The 18,533-nt window shown below is 42.8% G+C and carries 19 protein-coding genes; 10 read left to right on the plus strand and 9 right to left on the minus strand.

What is annotated here, in order from left to right:
* Positions 1 to 52: 52 nt before the first annotated feature.
* Positions 53 to 709 (plus strand): (2Fe-2S) ferredoxin domain-containing protein, encoded by a 657-nt coding sequence (locus NWP22_RS04830; RefSeq protein ID WP_271731757.1) that lies wholly within the window; start codon positions 53 to 55, stop codon positions 707 to 709.
* 44 nt (positions 710 to 753) lie between these two features.
* Positions 754 to 885, plus strand: coding sequence for a hypothetical protein (locus NWP22_RS04835; protein WP_271731756.1), 132 nt, complete (start codon positions 754 to 756; stop codon positions 883 to 885).
* Between the two features lies 1 nt (position 886).
* Here the strand turns inward: NWP22_RS04835 and NWP22_RS04840 are convergent, their stop codons facing one another.
* Together NWP22_RS04840 and NWP22_RS04845 are read right to left on the minus strand one after the other, a co-directional pair.
* Positions 887 to 2,011: a Rid family detoxifying hydrolase gene (locus tag NWP22_RS04840; RefSeq protein WP_271731755.1), complete on the minus strand. Its 1,125-nt coding sequence runs from the start codon at positions 2,009 to 2,011 to the stop codon at positions 887 to 889.
* A 76-nt stretch (positions 2,012 to 2,087) separates the two neighbouring features.
* Complete coding sequence (locus NWP22_RS04845; protein ID WP_271731754.1) at positions 2,088 to 2,525, minus strand: NUDIX hydrolase; 438 nt, start codon at positions 2,523 to 2,525, stop codon at positions 2,088 to 2,090.
* 44 nt (positions 2,526 to 2,569) lie between these two features.
* On the opposite strand from NWP22_RS04845, the gene malQ reads away from it, so the two are divergent.
* Positions 2,570 to 4,078 carry a 4-alpha-glucanotransferase gene (malQ, locus tag NWP22_RS04850; protein WP_280801585.1) on the plus strand — a complete coding sequence of 503 codons (1,509 nt, stop codon included), beginning with the start codon at positions 2,570 to 2,572 and terminating at the stop codon, positions 4,076 to 4,078.
* Positions 4,079 to 4,100: 22 nt separating this feature from the next.
* Here malQ and NWP22_RS04855 read toward each other — a convergent pair whose 3' ends face one another.
* Positions 4,101 to 4,907 (minus strand): helix-turn-helix domain-containing protein, encoded by an 807-nt coding sequence (locus NWP22_RS04855; RefSeq protein WP_271731752.1) that lies wholly within the window; start codon positions 4,905 to 4,907, stop codon positions 4,101 to 4,103.
* Positions 4,908 to 4,933: 26 nt separating this feature from the next.
* Positions 4,934 to 5,698 carry a pseudouridine synthase gene (locus tag NWP22_RS04860; RefSeq protein ID WP_271731751.1) on the minus strand — a complete coding sequence of 255 codons (765 nt, stop codon included), beginning with the start codon at positions 5,696 to 5,698 and terminating at the stop codon, positions 4,934 to 4,936.
* A 141-nt stretch (positions 5,699 to 5,839) separates the two neighbouring features.
* On the opposite strand from NWP22_RS04860, the gene NWP22_RS04865 reads away from it, so the two are divergent.
* Positions 5,840 to 6,553 (plus strand): LmeA family phospholipid-binding protein, encoded by a 714-nt coding sequence (locus NWP22_RS04865; RefSeq protein WP_271731750.1) that lies wholly within the window; start codon positions 5,840 to 5,842, stop codon positions 6,551 to 6,553.
* A 61-nt stretch (positions 6,554 to 6,614) separates the two neighbouring features.
* On the opposite strand, the gene NWP22_RS04870 is transcribed toward NWP22_RS04865, so the two are convergent.
* Positions 6,615 to 7,520 carry a phosphatidate cytidylyltransferase gene (locus NWP22_RS04870; RefSeq protein ID WP_271731749.1) on the minus strand — a complete coding sequence of 302 codons (906 nt, stop codon included), beginning with the start codon at positions 7,518 to 7,520 and terminating at the stop codon, positions 6,615 to 6,617.
* Positions 7,521 to 7,626: 106 nt separating this feature from the next.
* Positions 7,627 to 8,229, minus strand: coding sequence for a precorrin-6Y C5,15-methyltransferase subunit CbiT (gene cbiT, locus NWP22_RS04875; RefSeq protein ID WP_271731748.1), 603 nt, complete (start codon positions 8,227 to 8,229; stop codon positions 7,627 to 7,629).
* Between the two features lie 94 nt (positions 8,230 to 8,323).
* On the opposite strand from cbiT, the gene NWP22_RS04880 reads away from it, so the two are divergent.
* Together NWP22_RS04880 and tatA are read left to right on the plus strand one after the other, a co-directional pair.
* Complete coding sequence (locus NWP22_RS04880; protein WP_271731746.1) at positions 8,324 to 9,706, plus strand: serine/threonine protein kinase; 1,383 nt, start codon at positions 8,324 to 8,326, stop codon at positions 9,704 to 9,706.
* A gap of 314 nt (positions 9,707 to 10,020) precedes the next feature.
* Entirely contained in the window at positions 10,021 to 10,185 is a 165-nt protein-coding gene (gene tatA / locus NWP22_RS04885; RefSeq protein ID WP_271731744.1) for a twin-arginine translocase TatA/TatE family subunit, read from the plus strand.
* A gap of 71 nt (positions 10,186 to 10,256) precedes the next feature.
* Here the strand turns inward: tatA and cphA are convergent, their stop codons facing one another.
* Genes cphA through NWP22_RS04900 form a run of 3 tightly spaced genes read right to left on the minus strand, consistent with a single transcriptional unit; the run spans position 10,257 to position 14,025 of the window.
* Entirely contained in the window at positions 10,257 to 12,959 is a 2,703-nt protein-coding gene (gene cphA / locus NWP22_RS04890) for a cyanophycin synthetase (RefSeq protein WP_271731777.1), read from the minus strand.
* Positions 12,960 to 13,001: 42 nt separating this feature from the next.
* A complete protein-coding gene (locus NWP22_RS04895) occupies positions 13,002 to 13,142 on the minus strand; it encodes a hypothetical protein (RefSeq protein ID WP_271731743.1) in 141 nt (46 codons plus the stop codon).
* A gap of 19 nt (positions 13,143 to 13,161) precedes the next feature.
* Positions 13,162 to 14,025 carry a cyanophycinase gene (locus NWP22_RS04900; RefSeq protein ID WP_271731775.1) on the minus strand — a complete coding sequence of 288 codons (864 nt, stop codon included), beginning with the start codon at positions 14,023 to 14,025 and terminating at the stop codon, positions 13,162 to 13,164.
* Positions 14,026 to 14,668: 643 nt separating this feature from the next.
* Between NWP22_RS04900 and trmD the strand changes: the two genes are divergently transcribed.
* From trmD to larB, 4 genes are read left to right on the plus strand one after another with little or no spacing between them, the layout of a single operon-like run.
* Positions 14,669 to 15,409: a tRNA (guanosine(37)-N1)-methyltransferase TrmD gene (gene trmD, locus NWP22_RS04905; RefSeq protein WP_271731741.1), complete on the plus strand. Its 741-nt coding sequence runs from the start codon at positions 14,669 to 14,671 to the stop codon at positions 15,407 to 15,409.
* A gap of 8 nt (positions 15,410 to 15,417) precedes the next feature.
* Positions 15,418 to 15,900, plus strand: coding sequence for a 2-C-methyl-D-erythritol 2,4-cyclodiphosphate synthase (gene ispF, locus NWP22_RS04910; RefSeq protein ID WP_271731740.1), 483 nt, complete (start codon positions 15,418 to 15,420; stop codon positions 15,898 to 15,900).
* A gap of 36 nt (positions 15,901 to 15,936) precedes the next feature.
* On the plus strand, positions 15,937 to 17,721 hold the full coding sequence (locus NWP22_RS04915) for an ABC transporter substrate-binding protein (RefSeq protein WP_271731738.1): 1,785 nt from the start codon (positions 15,937 to 15,939) through the stop codon (positions 17,719 to 17,721).
* 28 nt (positions 17,722 to 17,749) lie between these two features.
* The gene (larB, locus tag NWP22_RS04920; RefSeq protein WP_271731737.1) at positions 17,750 to 18,526 is read left to right on the plus strand and encodes a nickel pincer cofactor biosynthesis protein LarB; all 777 of its coding nucleotides are present in this window, start codon (positions 17,750 to 17,752) and stop codon (positions 18,524 to 18,526) included.
* Positions 18,527 to 18,533: the final 7 nt, after the last annotated feature.

Genomic DNA, 18,533 nt, shown 5'->3' on the forward strand with positions numbered 1-18,533 from the left:
TTGACACACAACACCTATTTAGGCTGAGTTAGTTAAGGAGAGATTAAGCAAAATGAGTGCATCTTACAGTAGAGAAATATCGGAATTTCGCCTAGAAGGAAAATTCATAGATTTTGTCATTAAAGATGGCTACAACCTCAAGGGCTTGTTATTAGACACTGCTGAGGGTGAATGCTATGTTAAACTTGCTAAACATTTACGCGCGGCTTTTGACTTGCGTTTAGCGCCTGGTAGTTGGCTGCAAGTTGTTGGTTCTCAAAAGCATGATATAAAAAAAGATAAAGTTATATTGAAAGCGGAGCGTGTGATGGCAGTACGTTCTCATATCGAGACGGTTGCAACGGTTACCTCAGTCATAGAACCCCCGGACATCAAAAACACGCAGGAAAAAATAAGTAAAAATAAAGACACTATTTTGGTGTGTCACAAGTCTGATTGTATGAAGCGTGGCGGTAAAGCAGTTTGTCAAGCGTTGGAGGCTGCTTTAAGTCATCGTGGGTTGGAAGATCAAGTGAGTATTAAAGGTACTGGCTGTATGAAAAAATGCAAGGCTGGCCCTAATATAGTGATGCCAGACAAAACCCGTTATAGTCGTATTCCATATACACAAGTTCCGGCAATTATGGATAAGCATTTTGCTCATTGCAAGAAGCAACAGCAGTCACATAATTGCCCACAGGGAGTCATACATCATCGGGAAATTGGTTGAAACCGCTGGTAAGCTTGTGATCCTTCCATAAAACATTCTTTGTCTTGCCTGTTGTTTGGCAATGGGTATTGGCAATTATTATTAATAATAATTTTCGGCTGAAGTTGAAGGCGATCGCCCTAGGATTGACTGTACAATCTAGGCGATCGCCTAATATTTTCCTGTGGCAAAAATAGGCTAAACAACCGCAATACAATCGATTTCTACCAAAACATTCTTTGGTAGACGAGAAACCTGGACACAAGCACGGGCTGGGGCTGTAGCTTCAGGAAAATATTGAGCATAAACCGCATTGACTACGGCAAAATCATTCATATCAGCTAAAAATACTGTAGTTTTGACCACACTTTCAAATGTGGCACCAGAGGCTGTCAGAATAGCTTCTAGATTAGCCATAACTTGCTCAGTTTGCTTTTTAACATCATCTGTGTAGATGACATCACCCAGTCGGGGGTCAATGGCAATTTGTCCAGCCACAAAGATCATTTGACCGTTAGCGGCGATGGCTTGATTATAGGGTCCCACCGGAGCCGGTGCTTTATCAGTACGAATTACTTGACGATTCATAGATATCATGTTTTCTAATAATGTTTCCCCTGTGCCAATTTCTCCGTCACAGGTGTTTGGCTGTTGGTACACTTCCCCATCAGGCATTATTGCACCAGTGAGGTCAGCATTGTCAAAGCTCGCCCCATAAATATTGGCTCCGGTTAAAATTGCCCGTTGTAAATTTGCACCATCGAAATTTGCTAGCATTAAATTTGCATCTGTCAGACAGACTCTTTCCAAATTAGCCCCTTGCAAACAGGCCCCCTTGAGGTTTGCTTGTTCTAGAGAAGCCCCAACTAAATTCGCCTGAGCTAAATTCACCCCTGACAAATTAGATTTATCTAACCGGACTCCCCGAAGTTGGGCTTTGTGCAGATTGCAGTTTTCCCATAATGCTTTCATCAGATTAGTATGGATTAGGTTAGCTTGGGTGAAATTTGCGCCAGAAAGATTCGCCTCTTCCAAATTTGCAAAACTTAAATCAACACCAGTCAGGTCAGCCCAACTTAAATTAAGCCGATAGCCCCTAATTTGAGTCAAATTTGTACATTTTAAAGCAGCCCTAGACAGATTTGCTTCCCAGAGATTAGCTTTTTTTAATTTAGCTTCACTTAAATCTACTCCACTTAAATCTGTTTTGTGTAAATCTATATCATTTAACTGTGCCCCTCTCAAGTCTACACCGCTAAAATTGGCGTTTTGAAATTGCCGTTCTCCTGCGGCATATTGCTCTAACAATTCCTCAACATTCATAATGCACCCTCAAGTACTACCAACACATTATAGAGTAATAATTTATTCATTTTATTCTATGTACATCTGTGGTTAATTAATCAAAACCCAACTGGGGACGTAGCCCATAATGGCGATAATGCCAATAATCCCGGAGAATGCGATCATGGTCAAAACATAAATTACTCGGTACACGCCAAGACTCAAAAATGCCTATATTTTTGGCATCATCACCTGCCATTGGTTCCCCCGTGGCTGTTGCTAAAAACACAATGCTGATGGTATGCTGACGGCGATCGCGACTAGGGTCAGAATATACCAAGAATTGTGTAATTAACTCGACTTTCAAACCCGTTTCTTCCTGTGCTTCTCGTCGCGCCGCCACCTCTACAGGTTCACCATAATCAACAAAACCACCGGGAATAGCCCAACCAAAAGGTAAATTCTGTCGCTCAATTAATACTATTGGTCGATGTGGACGGTCTACCAATTCAATAATGATGTCAACGGTGGGTGCGGGGTTTCTGTAAGTCATGATAGATTTGATGGGATAACTTCTTGTTATATTTGAACTTAAATATGCCTTTTCCTAGATCCAGTGGTATTTTATTGCATCCTACATCCTTCCCCAGCCGATTTGGTATTGGAGATTTAGGCTTAGAAGCCTATAAATTTATTGATTTCCTCAGAGAGAGTTACCAGCAATATTGGCAAGTTTTACCTTTAGGACCAACGGGATACGGTAATTCTCCTTATGCTGCATATTCAGCCATGGCGGGAAACCCTATGCTCATCAGTCCAGAACAGCTGCAAGAGCAAGGTTTACTAACTGAAGAGGACTTTGCTAATTTACCAGTATTTAACGACTCTCAGATAGACTATGAGGGAGTCAAGTCTCTCAAGACTGCTTTGCTACAAAAAGCTTGTAATCATTTTCAAGTTAAGGCCACACCTTTACAACAAAAGGAATTTGCTGGTTTTTGTGACAGCAAAGCCTATTGGTTAGATGATTACGCCTTATTTATGGCGATCAAAGACACTCATAATAATACCAGTTGGCATACTTGGGAGGCGGAACTGGTCAAGCGTGAACCAGCAGCAATAGATAAAGCTAGGGAAAAATTAAAATCGGAAATCTTCTATTATAAGTTTGTCCAATTTGAATTTTTCCGCCAGTGGTCTGAACTTAAATCCTATGCCAATATGAGCGGCATTTACATTATTGGCGATATTCCCATTTATGTAGCCCAAGATAGTGCTGATGTGTGGGCGCACCCCGAGATATTTTGTCTTGATGAAGAAACCAGAGAACCAGCTTTAATGGCGGGAGTTCCACCGGATTACTTTAGTGAAACTGGTCAATTATGGGGTAATCCTGTTTATAATTGGCAAGAATTACAAAAGCAAGATTTTAAATGGTGGGTGGGTCGCTTTGAAGCGATGCTCGATTATATAGATGTGATTCGCATTGACCATTTCCGCGGATTTGAAGCCTACTGGGCTGTGGAAAGGGGAGAAGAGACAGCCATGAATGGAGAGTGGTTGAAAGCTCCAGGAGATGAGTTATTTGATGCGATTAAAGCGAAACTAGGTACACTACCAGTTTTAGCGGAAGATTTGGGGGTAATTACCCCAGAAGTAGAAGCATTACGGGACAAGTATGAATTTCCTGGGATGAAAGTTTTGCAGTTTGCTTTTGGTTCTGATCCCGGTAATCCTTTTTTACCTTTTAACCATACACGTAATGCTGTAGTTTATACGGGTACTCACGATAATGACACAACTGTAGGCTGGTTTAATCAAGCTAACGATTGGGAAAAGCGCAATTTATTACTTTATTTAGGTTGCATTAGTCCAGAAGGTGTCCACTGGGATGTAATTCGACTGGCTTTGAGTTCCATCGCTAATCAAGCAATTATTCCTTTGCAGGATATTTTAGGTTTAGCAAGCGAGGCGCGAATGAACTTTCCCAGCACTGCTGAGGGTAACTGGGGTTGGCGTTACCAGTCCTCATTGTTAACAAGAGAACTAGGAGAGCGTCTGAAAAATCTGACTCAACTTTATGGACGCGCACCCCAGGAGAAGTGAGGAATAAACAGCTGTTTATTCCTCAGGACTTTGGTCTAGCAGCAATCTTGATTTCTCTCTCTTTCCCCGGTTCTCCCATTTGTTTAGCTTCTTGCTGATTGACACTGATTAATACGCTACCCGCATTATTGGTTTTCACCGTTAGTTGCTGTTGGGCTTTCCAACTGCGCTGACTTCCTTCTGGGAGAACGCCTTCAAACTCAATTTTGCCATCAGCTATAATACGAATCCATGATGATGCTTTTAATGTCACACCAATATGCAGTGAGTCACTGTTATTGATGCGATTCAATCTACCGCTAACACTTTGGAACTGGTTTGATGCTTGGGAATTTACTTGATTGTGCTGTGGTTTTAACACAGTTTCTTGTTTTGGCTGTTGATTGCTATCGCTCAGAGTAGTATTATTTAGCAGGCGAGATAAGCTACTTACAGAGCATACAATGACAAGTATGTAAAGTAAGTAAAGATGAACAGGACGTAGTAGACCACTTAAATGAACTTTCCCAGTAGGTGCTAAACTCACGGGTGGAAAACCCAGAGGAAAAGTATTGGACAATTCTACTCCATTTAAGCCTAATGCTTCGGCAAATTGTCTGATTAAAGCTCTAATATAAACTGGTTCTGGCAGATCATCTAATTTACCTTGTTCAATGGAATCTAAGAGTTTCTGGGGAATTTTGGTTAAAATTACTATGTCTTCTTGTGATAAACTTCTTTCTTGACGGACAGCCAACAGGTAAGCTCCCAGTTCTGCCAATTTTTCCGATTGTTGTTGTTTTAATGAAACTCTAATTTCGGGTTTATCTTTACTTTTGAGCCACTTCATGCTTTCGTTCCATTCCTGATCTCATCTCAATCTTTAACGGGTAGATGCTTAATTTGTTTTTGCAAAAAGCGAACTTCAGCATCATTAAGTGAACGATATTTACCCTCATGTAATAAGGGCAAATTTGGCCTTTTTAATTGAATCGGACCTATGGCAGTACGATGTAGCTTAATTACTGGATATCCCAACTGTTCAGCTACACGGCGAATCTGTCGGTTTCTCCCCTCTTTTAAAACTATTTCTAAATGGCTATTTTTGGCAATAGTTCCTATAAAATTTACTGTAGCAGGAAGTGTTTTTTTTCCCCCCAAGACAACCCCTTCACGCCACATTTCTAGCACCGCTTCCGGGGGATGTCCCTTTACTAGTACCCGATAAGTCTTAGGAATCCTGTGACGTGGATGGGTGAGTCCAAATGTGAGATTTCCATCATTTGTCAGGATTAATGCTCCTGTTGATTGTGCATCTAAACGACCAACTGGGTGCAAACCTGAACCCTGGCGTAACTCGGGTGCGAGTAAATCCAAAACTGTTTTTCTTCCTTGGGGGTCGTCACAAGTAGAAACTACTCCCGCAGGTTTGTGTAGTAATAAATATATCAAGGGTGGACGCCGTTGGGCAGAAACTGGCTGACCATCTACGGCAATTTTATCTTTTTCTGGATCAAGTTTTTGACCTAAATGTGCTGTGACACCATTGATCCGCACTCGCGATCGCCGAATCATTTCTTCAGCTTCACGACGTGAGGCAATCCCCCACTGAGCTAGAATCTTTTGTACCCGTTCCTCCATAATGAAATTATTGTGTATAGTCTTTTCGATTTAAATAATCATATGATTTAAATTTTGTGCAGAATAGAGATAAATGTTACATTTAAGGCTAATTTCGCCTCACTTAGTTACTGAGCGAGTACCCATCAACCTAGTTGTTCCATGTCCGAGAAAAATTCCCTAAGCAAAAATCCACCTAAAATCCGGATCATCACACATACACTGACAACAGCCCTCAAACTGTGGTTAAAATCACAGGTCAGCCAAGTATCGCAGTTAGATGTAGAAATTAAAGCGAGCGATCGCCAAATTCTCTCTGGTTGTGTTCCTTGGGTATCTATTTTTGCGACTAATGCAGTGTATCAAGGTATTCATCTCACACAAATTCAACTGTTAGCAGAAAATATTCAGGTAAATATCGCCTCAATACTCAAGGGACAGGCACTACGACTATTAAAAATAGTACCTGTTTCTGTTCAATTAATGGTAGAAGAGAAAGACCTGAATAGTTCGCTCTCATCTGAATTATTCTCTACTGGTTTAAATGATCTATTGTTGAAAATATTACCAGAAATTGGTTTGAGAGCCAAGCCAATTTCCTGGCAAAGAATAATACTTGATAATAATAAAATTCTCCTCAGGTGTATTATATCATATGCAAGTGAAGCCACGCATCTGGAAATTAATTTCAATTGCTCCTTAATTGGCGGTCATGAGTTGAAGCTAGACAATATCCAAGTCATGCAAAACGAAGCATCTCTGTTAAAGGATGAGCGCAGTTACAATCTGAATCTTGGCTCAGATGTCGATATTCAAGAAATGAGTGTGATCCCTGGTCAGATGATTTGCCAAGGAATGATTAAGATTAATCCTTGAGGAGAGATGAAACCTGGATCCGGGGTAAATGGTTTAGCCTACAGTCCCCATTCTCCACAGGTCAGAGATTTGCAATCAATGGTAATAAAAGCGTCACAAAATAGTAAACCAACGGGGCTGTAAAAATATAACTATCAGTGCGGTCTAAAATACCACCATGACCGGGGATCAACTGGCCTGAATCCTTCACGCCAGCGTCACGCTTGAGCATAGACTCAGTGAGGTCACCTAACAGACTAGCAATACCAATCAGTAAACCCAATCCTACACCAGTGAAGAGGAATTTTGGCAAGTGCAGATAATAGGCTCCTACCAAGGCTACAGCGACGCTGGCTATAATTCCAAATACCGCCCCTTCAACGGTTTTTTTGGGACTGATATCAGACAAACGGGTTTTACCGAAGAATTTGCCAATAACATACGCACCAATGTCAGCAGCCCAAATACAAAAGAAAGTCAACACTGTTAAAGTTAAGCCTGGAGGTAAGGATGCTAAACTTTCTTCCTGGAAGTTGCCAATATTGGGCCAGTAACTACCGTTAGCTTGCGTGGCGTAGCCATAGGGCATATTGCTGTAGGCTAAACTATCAAGATTACGCAATCTTACCCAGTAACTTGATAAGTAGCCAACATAAAATAGTCCCATAATCGAGGCGGAAATATCGGCGATTGTAGCCATTTTTGGTTGAAACAATAAATAAAAACAAATTAATGTCCCTGCTATTGGCATCACAGCATCAGCCAAACTTTCATTAAAGTTACAAATCACTAGTAAAGCTAGGCTGACAAACATGGTAGTTTTAGCAGCCGGTAAAATACCTCTAGCTCTTACCAAATTAAAATATTCTTCTTGACCTAAAAGAACCACCACCGCAATGGCGATAGTAAAGTACCAACCACCTAAAAGGGTAGCCGCTAGAGCCAGGGCGATCGCCACAATTCCACTAATAATCCGAGACCAAGGCATAGAAATGAGTATGAAGTATAAAGATAAAGTCTAATAGCGTAGCGTGGACTAAGCCATAGTAGAAGCTCTAATTTATCCTGGATGCCTCAGTTTTGATCCTCCTAAACTAGTCTAGTTTCTCACCACTCAGGATAAAGATGGGATCAACAGCCACAAAGGTTTGAGAAAAGCCCCGCGTCTCCAAACGGTTGACAGCAGACTGGACAACTTCAATATTTCTAGCTCGCAACAGTGAGAAGCTTTGAGAAATAGCATATAGTCCTTCTAGATTAGTAGCTGTGGCCACAACCCTCCCTGATGCGGGCAAATAATGCCATACGGCTGGTAAAATATCCTCTATGGGTTTTCCACCCTCAATGCAGACGCGATCAGGGGATAGCTTCAGCTGATGCAAACAGTCTGGGGCGCTACCTTCAATTATTTGCACATTCTTGACTTCAAAGCGATCGCAGTTGCGCTTAATTAAGTTGGCTACATCTTCATCCCGTTCCACTGCTATAATGTGTCCGTTAGGACATAGTAGTCCAGCTTCTACAGGAATTGTCCCTGTTCCCGCGCCAATATCCCATAATACTGAATCAGATTTGAGCCGCAGTTGGGAAATTAATAATAGTCTCAGTTCTCGCTGACTGAAGGGAATACCCGGTAAATGCTCAAATAATTCATCGGGAATACCAGGAGTAGTATAAGGCCAAAGTTGGGAAGGCATAGAAAAACACAATTATACTAAATGTATCAGCTTGCCCAATTTGACAAGCCATAAGCCAAAAAAGCTTGAGAACTTAGCGTTATTAGCAATCATAATGATCAGCGAAATCTTAGGCGATCGCTACGAAGTCCAGCAGCTATTAGGAAAGAAATCAGGGCGACGGACGTTCTTAGCCAGGGATAAAACCACAGGGGAGTTAGTAGTCGTCAAGTTACTTTCTTTTAGCAGTGACTTTGAATGGGATGATCTCAAGCTATTTGAGCGCGAAGCCAAAATTTTAAAATCTTTGTCCCATCCCGCTATCCCCAGTTATCTAGACTATTTTGAAGTAAATTTACCCAAGCTTAAAGGATTTGCTCTAGTACAGAGCTATATTTCAGGTCAAACTTTAGAACAATACATCAAAGTTGGACGGACTTTTACAGAATCTGAAATCAAACAGGTAGCCACAGAGCTTTTAGAAATTCTCATCTACCTACATGGGATGCATCCACCTGTGATTCACCGTGATATTAAGCCTAGCAATATTTTATTGGGTGAGCGCTCCGCTCATCATGTCGGTCAAGTTTACCTAGTAGATTTCGGTTCTGTGCAAAATGTACTTGATACAGAAGCCGGGACTAGAACTGTAGTCGGAACATATGGCTATATGCCTCCAGAGCAATTTGGGGGGCGTACTGTTCCAACTTCTGACCTTTATAGTTTAGGCGCAACATTAATTTATTTAGTCAGCGGTAATCATCCTGCCGATTTACCCCAAAAAGATTTTCGCATTCAGTTTGAACAAGTAACTCACCTGAGTCCAGGGTTGACTCGCTGGTTAAGGTGGATGACTGAACCAACCCTAGAACGGCGACCAAGTTCGGCTTTAGAAGCCCTGAAAGCTTTGAATGAGTCGGACTTGAAAAGCCCCCTCCCTTTAAATATGGTTAAACCTGTGGGGAGTAAAATTCAACTTTCCCAGGATTGGGATCATCTGGAAATTCTCATCCCATCGGCTGGTTGGAAGTTTTCGATGTTATTCAGTGGTTTGTTTGGTATGTTTTTGTTCTTTGGTGGCTTCGTGGGGACAATTGGGGGGCTATTTACCATCAATTTTTTCGTTGCCTTACAGGGATTGATGCTGTGGGGTATGGGTTATTTCATATTGTATTATTGTTTATTTGACTCTCTATTTAGACGCACCCGCCTGCGTTTCGATGAGCAGCAAATGACCTTTACTGATGAATTATTCGGATTTAAATGGCATCGTTTCCTCCCGGCGCCTCGGGAAAATATTACTAAGATCGCTTATATTCCTCGATACGTCGAAGATGCTATGGGTGATATTCTCCACCCAGCAAAGTTAGAAATTTGGGTGGGAGTGACAAAATACCCTCTGAGTGTTAATCATGGTGCTATTCAATCTGAAGCGGAACTGGAATGGCTAGCTCATGAATTAAGTCATTGGTTAAATATCCCCATTGAGAAAGCATAGAATTACCAAACCAAAAACAATTTAAAAGTCAGCCCAATTGCAATTTGAAAAATAGTTGTCTTGAGCGTCTAGGGTCTTTTGCTTTCCCAGTACTGTTAAAGGTTGGTTTCTAGCCCCTGTCTTTAAACCTGGTGAGTGTCAAATTCAAAGTAAAACTGAGAAAAGATTCTAAAATTTTTACTGCCTTGGTCTCACCTGGGAGATACTCTAAAATAAACCCAAATATTGCTCATCTATTTAGATAAACTTGGCACTAGAGAATTTTATGATCTAAAGTTGTGTCTTTAATTATACTTGAATAAAGGATAACCATAATGTTTGGACTAGGATGGCCGGAAGTAGTCATAATTGCCATTGTAGCTATCGTAATTTTTGGCCCTAAAAAAATTCCTGAATTGGGAAATGCATTGGGTAAAACCTTACGGGGGTTCAAGGAAGAATTGAACTCTCAGGATGATGACGCCCAGGGTGATAGCTAAGGAGGGGTAGCCATAGGAGAACAGCAATATTTAGAAGTAGAGACGCCATAGATTCGTCTCTACAACCCCAACTAAGGTAAAGTCTTGATCACAGAAGATGTCATCCCATTTTGAGTATCTATGATTGTGGTGGAGGTATTTTGTGGCTGTACCTCCTCTGTTACTAAACCCCGCAGCTTGATTAACTTGATGGCTCGACTCACACTTTCTGGTAAAATTACTACTAGACTGTTATCGGGAGCCATATCTAAGGCTTTATTAATTGCCGTAGTTTCATCCAAAACTGACTCATAAGGACAATTTGGATTAACTTGGGTAATACCGTTAGTAATCAAATCCGCCGCTGACCCACGTAATCGCCCCCTGGTGTCATCATCTTCTTTGACAATAATATAGTCAAAAATTTCTGCCGACAATTTCCCCAAGGTGACAAAATCTTCATCCCGGCGATCGCCTGGACCACCGACAACGCCAATGCGCTCTCCCGTAGTCCAATTTCGCACAAAAGAACCTAAAGCCTCATAACTGGCGGGATTGTGAGCGTAATCTACCAAAGCATGATACTTACCCAAATTAAATAAATTCATTCTTCCGGGGGTTTGACTCACCGAGGCCCGGAAAGTCTTCAACCCGGCGCGAATCTGTTCTATGGTCACATCCTGGACAAAAGCCGCCAAACTAGCCGCCAAAGCATTAGCAATCATAAAACCGGCTCGTCCGCCCATGGTCAAGGGAATATTTTCGGCTCTTTCTATGCGGTGTGTCCAATCGCCCTTAACAATAGACAGATAGCCATTCTCATAAACCGCCGCGACACCCCCCTGCTGTACATGCTGACGCACCAACTCAGCATCAGGATTCATAGTAAAATAGGCAATATTAGCTTTAGTTTTCTGGGCCATAGCTGCTACCCGATGGTCATCGGCATTTAGCACAGCGTAACCGTCAGGAAATACGGCTTCTGCTACTACACTCTTTAAATTAGCCAACTGCTCAATGGTATCTATATCACCTATACCCAAATGGTCAGCGGATACATTCAATACTACACCGACATTAGCCAGATCAAAACCTAGACCGGAGCGTAGGATTCCACCGCGAGCAGTTTCCAGCACTGCCACCTCCACAGTGGGATCTTCCAAAATCACATGGGCGCTTTGGGGTCCAGTATTATCTCCTGACTCCACTAAGTATTCACCGATATACGTCCCATCTGTAGTTGTATATCCTATGACCTTGCCTGTCTGCTTATAAATATGTGCCAACAGTCGAGTAGTGGTTGTTTTACCATTAGTACCTGTGACACTCAAAATCGGAATCCGACCTGACTGTTCATGGGGAAACAGCATATCCATAACCGCCCCAGCAACATTCCGGGGTATACCTTGACTGGGAGCTACATGCATCCGGAATCCTGGCGCTGCATTCACCTCCACAATTACCCCATCTACCTCGCGCAAAGGACGGCTAATATCTGTAGTGACAATATCTAAGCCGGCTATATCCAAACCAATAATTTTCACCACCCTTTGAGCCAACCAGACATTTTCCGGGTGGATTTCATCCGTGCGGTCTATGGCACTTCCCCCAGTACTCAAATTAGCTGTTGCCCGTAAATAACAAATTGTCCCTTTAGGTGGTACACTCTTAAGGGTTAAGCCTTGCCTTTCTAATAATTGGTAGCTGCTACGGTCTAATTCAATCTTGGTGAGGATATTATCATGTCCTTCACCACGATTAGGGTCTTGGTTGGTTTCCTCGATCAGTTGAGCAATGGTAGACCGACCATCGCCGACAACATGAGCCGGAACCCGTTCCGCTACGGCTACCACTTTGCCATTTACAACCAGCACCCGATGGTCTCGCCCGGCGTAATAGCGCTCAACAATAATAGAGCGAGAAATTAATCGGGCTGCTTCATAAGCCGCTTCGGCTTCATCCCACTCTCTAATATCAATGGTAATTCCACGCCCGTGGTTACCATCAGATGGTTTGATGACAATAGGATAGCCACCCACATATTCAATGGCTTCTTCCAAATCATCAAAAAAGTTGATCACTGTACCTTTGGGTACTGGGGCTCCAGATGCTGCCAGAATGCGTTTGGTAGCTTCCTTATCGCAAGCTAATTCGACTCCCAAAATTCCGGTATTACCAGTCATAGTTGCTTGCATCCGCTTCTGATTCACGCCGTAACCCAATTGAATCAAAAACCGGGCACTCAACTGTGTCCAGGGAATACCTCTTCTTTCAGCTTCTTTGACAATTGCTTCAGTCGAAGGACCTAAAGAGGATTCACGCCATAAATCTTGTAGGTCTAAAATATCTTGATCGAGTTCTGCTTTTGGATAACGACCTCTATCAACGATACTTTGGCAAAGCCGCACAGCTGCTCTCGCCGAGTAGCGTCCTGCTTCCTCATTCAGATACTCGATCACCACCTGGAAAATCCCAGGTGTGGCAGTTTCGCGGGTGCGCCCAAAGCCGACATGCATTCCGGCTAATTCCTGCAGTTCTAAGGCTACGTGTTCCACGATGTGGCCCATCATAGTGCCTTCCTTAACCCGCATCAGAAAACCGCCGCGACAGCCAGGGGAGCAGTAATGACCTTCCAGACTTGGCAGAGCCTCTACTAATCCTTCGTAAAAGCCAGGGATTTGATTCGAGGGCGTCTCGGCAAGGTTCTCTAAATCGAGTCGCATAACGATTAGCTTGTGGCGTCGAATGCTCCAGTAATTTGGGCCACGTAAGGTCTGGATCTTGAGGATTCTCATGGGAATAGGTAGATGGAGATTCGGAACCAAAATTCTAGTTTCTTACTGAAATTGACCGCTAAACTGTTTATGGTGAACAGTTTTTGTGTTAGTGTTAGCGGGGCTAGCAACAAAACAGGGTACTTGGTCATTGGGGGAGTCTAGTTTTTTGGGAATTTGATAGGGTAGCGTGGCGTAAGCCATATTTTTCCTCCCCCTTGTTTTAGCGGTCGATCCGGTGTACAGCAGGTAATACAGTCCGCTGATATAGGTGAAAGCGATCGCCATAGCTGAGGATGTGCAATCGTAAATTATGCACGGTGAGAGGTTCATTAGCGCCCACATGAGGCTCGTTGGTGTGGCTCACTTCTGTGGGATCGACAATAGTGACACTTCCTTTACCGACAACTTGTAGCCAACCATCACGTTCAAATACAGCACAAGTATCTTCATCAATTCCAATCCCTAGGCGGTCGGGATGAGCGGCGATCGCACTAATCAACCGACCCATGCGATTACGATTGTGAAAATGCTGGTCAACAATCACCTCCGGAATAAAACCCAAACCCGTTGCCATATCGACCAGGGAACGATTTGGAGTTTCACCACTACCACCACCAGCAATCATATGATGCCCCATCACTGCGGCTCCAGCACTAGTACCGGCCAGTGTCAGTTGTCCGTCCCGTACCCGTTGGCGGATAATTTCCATAGCTGGCGTATCTGAGAGTACGCCACAAAGACGCAATTGGTCGCCTCCAGTGAGAAATACACCACTACAGGATTCCAAGGACTCTTTGACAAGGCTGGTTTCACACTGTTCGCGTTCGCGTATGTCTAAAATCTCGACTTTGTCTGCACCCATTTCTTCAAATAGGCGAATATATCTACCACCGATGATAGCTGGTTCGCGAGAAGCCGATGGAATAATTGTAATATAGGCCTTACTAGCACCAGCACGGCCAAAAAAAGTTCTGAGGATATCGCGTCCATGAACTTTATCTTCTGCGCCTCCGATAACCAGAACGGCGGTTTTAGTTGCTTGGGGTGTCCTCATTTCCAGCGATTTAGCTTTTAATTGCGGCATTGTGTTTCTCCTGTCAACAACTTCAGGTGAATAGAACAAGGTATGGCTATGGACACTCAGGGGAATGGCTAACACCAAGGAAGCGATTGCACTTCGCTTTTTGGGGGAGAAACTTGTCCTAAACTTAGCATCGGGGTAACTTGCCGATTTAACTTCTGGACTGATCCACATGTTCCCGTAGCGTCTCCGTTAGGATAAGCCTTAATATTCATGTGTTGTTTACTGTTCCTCAAAGCCGGTGCCTTGTTGTTCACCTGTACACTTTTTCCAGACTGGCAAAATAATGCTGGGGAGACTGGAGATGACACTTGTGTTCGGTGGGTTTCCCCCCTTTGACGAAATGTCCTTTTCCCCTCTGGTATTGCGGTCTATCAGGTTTTAACACGCTTTTCTTGAGGCTGGGCCTATGCAGCCACTGAAGTTGTTAACTTGCTCAGATTATTAATTTAAATGTACTTGTGACAATATTTAAACACAAATTAAGTAATTAGAAAAACTTTTGATCCTACTAAAATCAAGAGATTTTCTGAGATCGTTCATAAAATCCTCTTGATTAAACTTGTCTGTAGTTCTATCCTACATTGAGCGATTGTGTTTGCTAGACATTCAAATTTAAGATTAGTGTTCTCCAATACGAATTACTGTGCGCTTTGATATAGTTACACTTTTTCCTGACTGTTTTACCTCACTTTTAAGTTCCGGTCTGCTAGCCAAAGCCTTAGCTAAACGGATTGCTCAAGTAAATCTGCTTAACCCCAGGGATTTTACCACCGATAAGCACCATAAGGCTGACGATGAACCCTATGGCGGTGGCGTAGGGATGCTGATGAAGCCAGAACCAATCTTTGCTGCTGTGGAATCGTTGCCAAGTCTACCACGCAGAGAGATTATTTTTATGAGCCCCCAGGGTCAAACCATGAATCAACCCCTATTGAAGGAATTGGCTACGAATTATGACCAGCTAGTAGTCATCTGCGGCCATTACGAAGGAGTAGATGAGAGGGTACTCCATTTAGTCAATCGGGAGGTATCTTTAGGAGATTTTATTCTCACCGGGGGAGAAATTCCGGCTATGGCATTGCTCAATGGTGTAGTCAGGCTTTTACCAGGTACTGTAGGTAAAGTCGAGTCCCTGAAGGCAGAAAGTTTTGAGGAGGGATTGCTAGATTACCCCCAGTACACTCGCCCGGCTGATTTTCGCGGTTGGAAAGTTCCCGATGTCTTACTATCTGGAAATCATGCGGAAATAGCTCGATGGCGATATCAGCAACAACTCAAAAGAACGGCTGATCGCCGTCCCGATTTGCTGCAAAAATGGCAACAGGAGAAGCAGCAATTGGGGGAAAAGACATTCCCCAATGACCCATCACGACAAAATAACTAATCATAACCATGAATATTCGCATTGGCAACGGCTACGATATCCACAAATTAGTCAGCGATCGCCCTTTAATTCTGGGAGGAATCCCAATTCCTCACGAATTTGGTTTATTAGGGCATAGTGACGCTGATGTCCTCATTCACGCCATCATGGATGCTATGTTAGGGGCCTTATCCTTGGGGGATATTGGTCATTATTTTCCTCCCACTGATCCCCAATGGGCTGGGGCTGATAGTGTAGTTCTATTAACTCAAGTACATCAACTCATCAAGGAACAAGGTTGGCAAATAGGTAATATTGACTCGGTAGTAGTAGCAGAACGTCCCAAATTAAAGCCGCATATTGAAAAAATGCGTGCTAATTTAGCCTCTGTTTTAGAGTTAGTACCCAATCAAATCGGCATCAAAGCCACGACTAATGAAAAATTAGGCCCCGTTGGTCGCGAAGAAGGTATATGTGCTTATGCAATAGTTTTATTATCAGCTAAAAACTGATTAGTCAATTTATTTAATAAAACTAAACGATAAATTATGATATTCAGTAACAAAATATCTAAACCAATAAAAGGTTTTTGGTTATTCATATGTTTAGTGGCTTTTACAGCTATGACAATTATAGCCTGTAACCCATCTAAATTCCCAACTAAATCCGCAGAATTACCGCAATTAATCAACAGCATTCTCAGTGATCCGAAAACCTTTAATTATGCGCTGAGTTCCGAATCTCCTAATATTTTCGGTTTAACTTACGAGGGATTAACTACCCAGAATCCCATCACAGGGGAAATTGAGCCAGTGTTAGCAGAATCATGGTCAGTTACCGATGATAAATTAGGGTTTATTTTTACCCTCAGAGAGGGTTTAAAATGGTCAGATGGGCAACCACTAACAGTAGACGATGTTGTTTTCACTTATAACGACATCTACCTCAACGAAGAAATTCCCACAGATACTAGAGATATTCTCAGAGTAGGTGACAGCCGCGCATTACCTAAAGTAGAAAAAATTGATACCCGGCGGGTTAAATTCACTACTCCAGAACCATTTGCGCCCTTTTTGGGAACATTAGGAATCCCAATTTTACCCGCCCATGTCTTGGAAAAATCCATCACAACAAAAGACCGAGAAGGTAAGCCTATATTTCTCTCCAAGTGGGGCGTTGATACTCCTGTCGATGAAATCATCGTCAATGGCCCATACAAATTAGAGCGTTATGATACAAGTCAGCGTGTAATTTTCCAGCGTAACCCCTATTATTGGCGTAAAGGCCCACAAGGAAAATCTCAACCTTATATTGAACGGATAGTATGGCCAATTGTCGAATCTACAGATACTTCAATGCTGCAATTTCGTTCTGGTGGTTTAGATGCTGTGGGAGTGACACCAGATTACTTTTCTTTGCTCAAAAAGCAAGAAAAACAGGGTAATTTCACCATCTATAACGGCGGTCCAGCGACTGGAACCTCCTTTGTTGTGTTTAATCTCAACAAAGGTAGAAGAGATGGTAAACCTCTGGTAGACCCGATAAAGTCTCGTTGGTTTAATACAGTTGAATTTCGGCAAGCAGTAGCTTATGCTATTGACCGCCAAACCATGATTAATAATACTTTCCGCGGCTTGGGTCAAACTCAAGACTCACCCATTACCATCCAGAGTCCTTTTTATATGTCTCCGGAACAGGGACTAAAAACCTACGATTACAATCCTGAAAAAGCCAAAGAATTGCTCAAAAAGGCTGGTTTTAAATATAATACCCAAGGTCAACTATTAGATTACCAAGGTAATCGGGTTCGTTTCACCTTACTAACAAATGCAGGAAACAGAATCCGCGAAGCAATGGGGGCACAAATTAGACAAGATTTAGGCAAAATTGGGATCCAGGTTGATTTCACACCCTTGGCATGGAATACTTACACAGATAAGCTAGCTAATACTCTAGATTGGGATGCTTCTTTACTAGGTTTGACTGGTGGGCTAGAACCCAATAATGGCGCTAATGTCTGGTCACCTGAAGGGGGATTACATATGTTTAATCAAAAACCCCAGGCGGGACAAAAGCCAATAGAAGGCTGGGAGGTGTCTCCTTGGGAGGCGAGAATTGCTGAACTTTACATTCAAGCGGCCAGGGAATTAGACGAGGCCAAACGTAAAGAAATTTATGCGGAAACTCAGAAGATTAGCCAAGAATATTTACCGTTTATTTATTTGGTTAATCCTTACTCATTGTCAGCAGTGCGAAATAAATTTGAAAATATTCAGTATTCAGCTTTAGGTGGCGCATTCTGGAATATTTATGAAATCAAAATGACCTCCTAATTTTCCTATTCCCTCATTGAAAATTACCGTGAATCAACCCGAAAGTTTGCGATCGCTCTTAGAAGCGGTTGCTAATGGTCAAGTTACCCCAGATATAGCGTTAGACTCTCTAAAAAGTTGGTCGTATGAATCTGTGGGTGAGTTTGCCAAAATTGATCATCATCGCCAACTGAGAACTGGTTTCCCTGAAGTCATTTGGGGACCTGGTAAGACTCCAGAGCAGATTGTACAAATTATGCAGGTGATGCGCCACCGTAACCCGGTAGTGATGGCAACCCGCATTGAACCAGAAGTTTATACCGCACTGCAACCCAAGATTAGGGATTTACGATATTACGAATTGGCGAGAATTTGCGCCATTAGTCCCCCCATCATTGACCCAAAGATTGGCGGTTTAATTAGTATTCTTTCGGCCGGGACTGCTGACTTACCGGTGGCTGAAGAGGCGGCTGTAACAGCAGAACTTTCTGGTTTGCGTGTACAGCGTCTTTGGGATGTGGGTGTGGCGGGAATTCACCGTTTACTTAGTAATCGCCATTTGATTCAAGCCTCATCAGTTCTCATTGTTGTGGCGGGAATGGAGGGCGCTTTGCCTAGTGTTGTGGCAGGTTTAGCAGATTGTCCAGTGATTGCTGTTCCTACTAGCATTGGTTATGGTGCCAGTTTTGGCGGTTTAGCCCCCCTATTGACAATGCTCAACTCCTGTGCAGCAGGTGTGGGGGTGGTGAATATTGATAATGGTTTTGGTGCTGCTGTGCTCGCCGGGCAAATTTTGCGAACAGCTGAGAAAATCAATTCAAAATAAAAGATTA

Source organism: Anabaenopsis tanganyikae CS-531 (assembly GCF_029891675.1).
GTDB lineage: Bacteria > Cyanobacteriota > Cyanobacteriia > Cyanobacteriales > Nostocaceae > Anabaenopsis > Anabaenopsis arnoldii.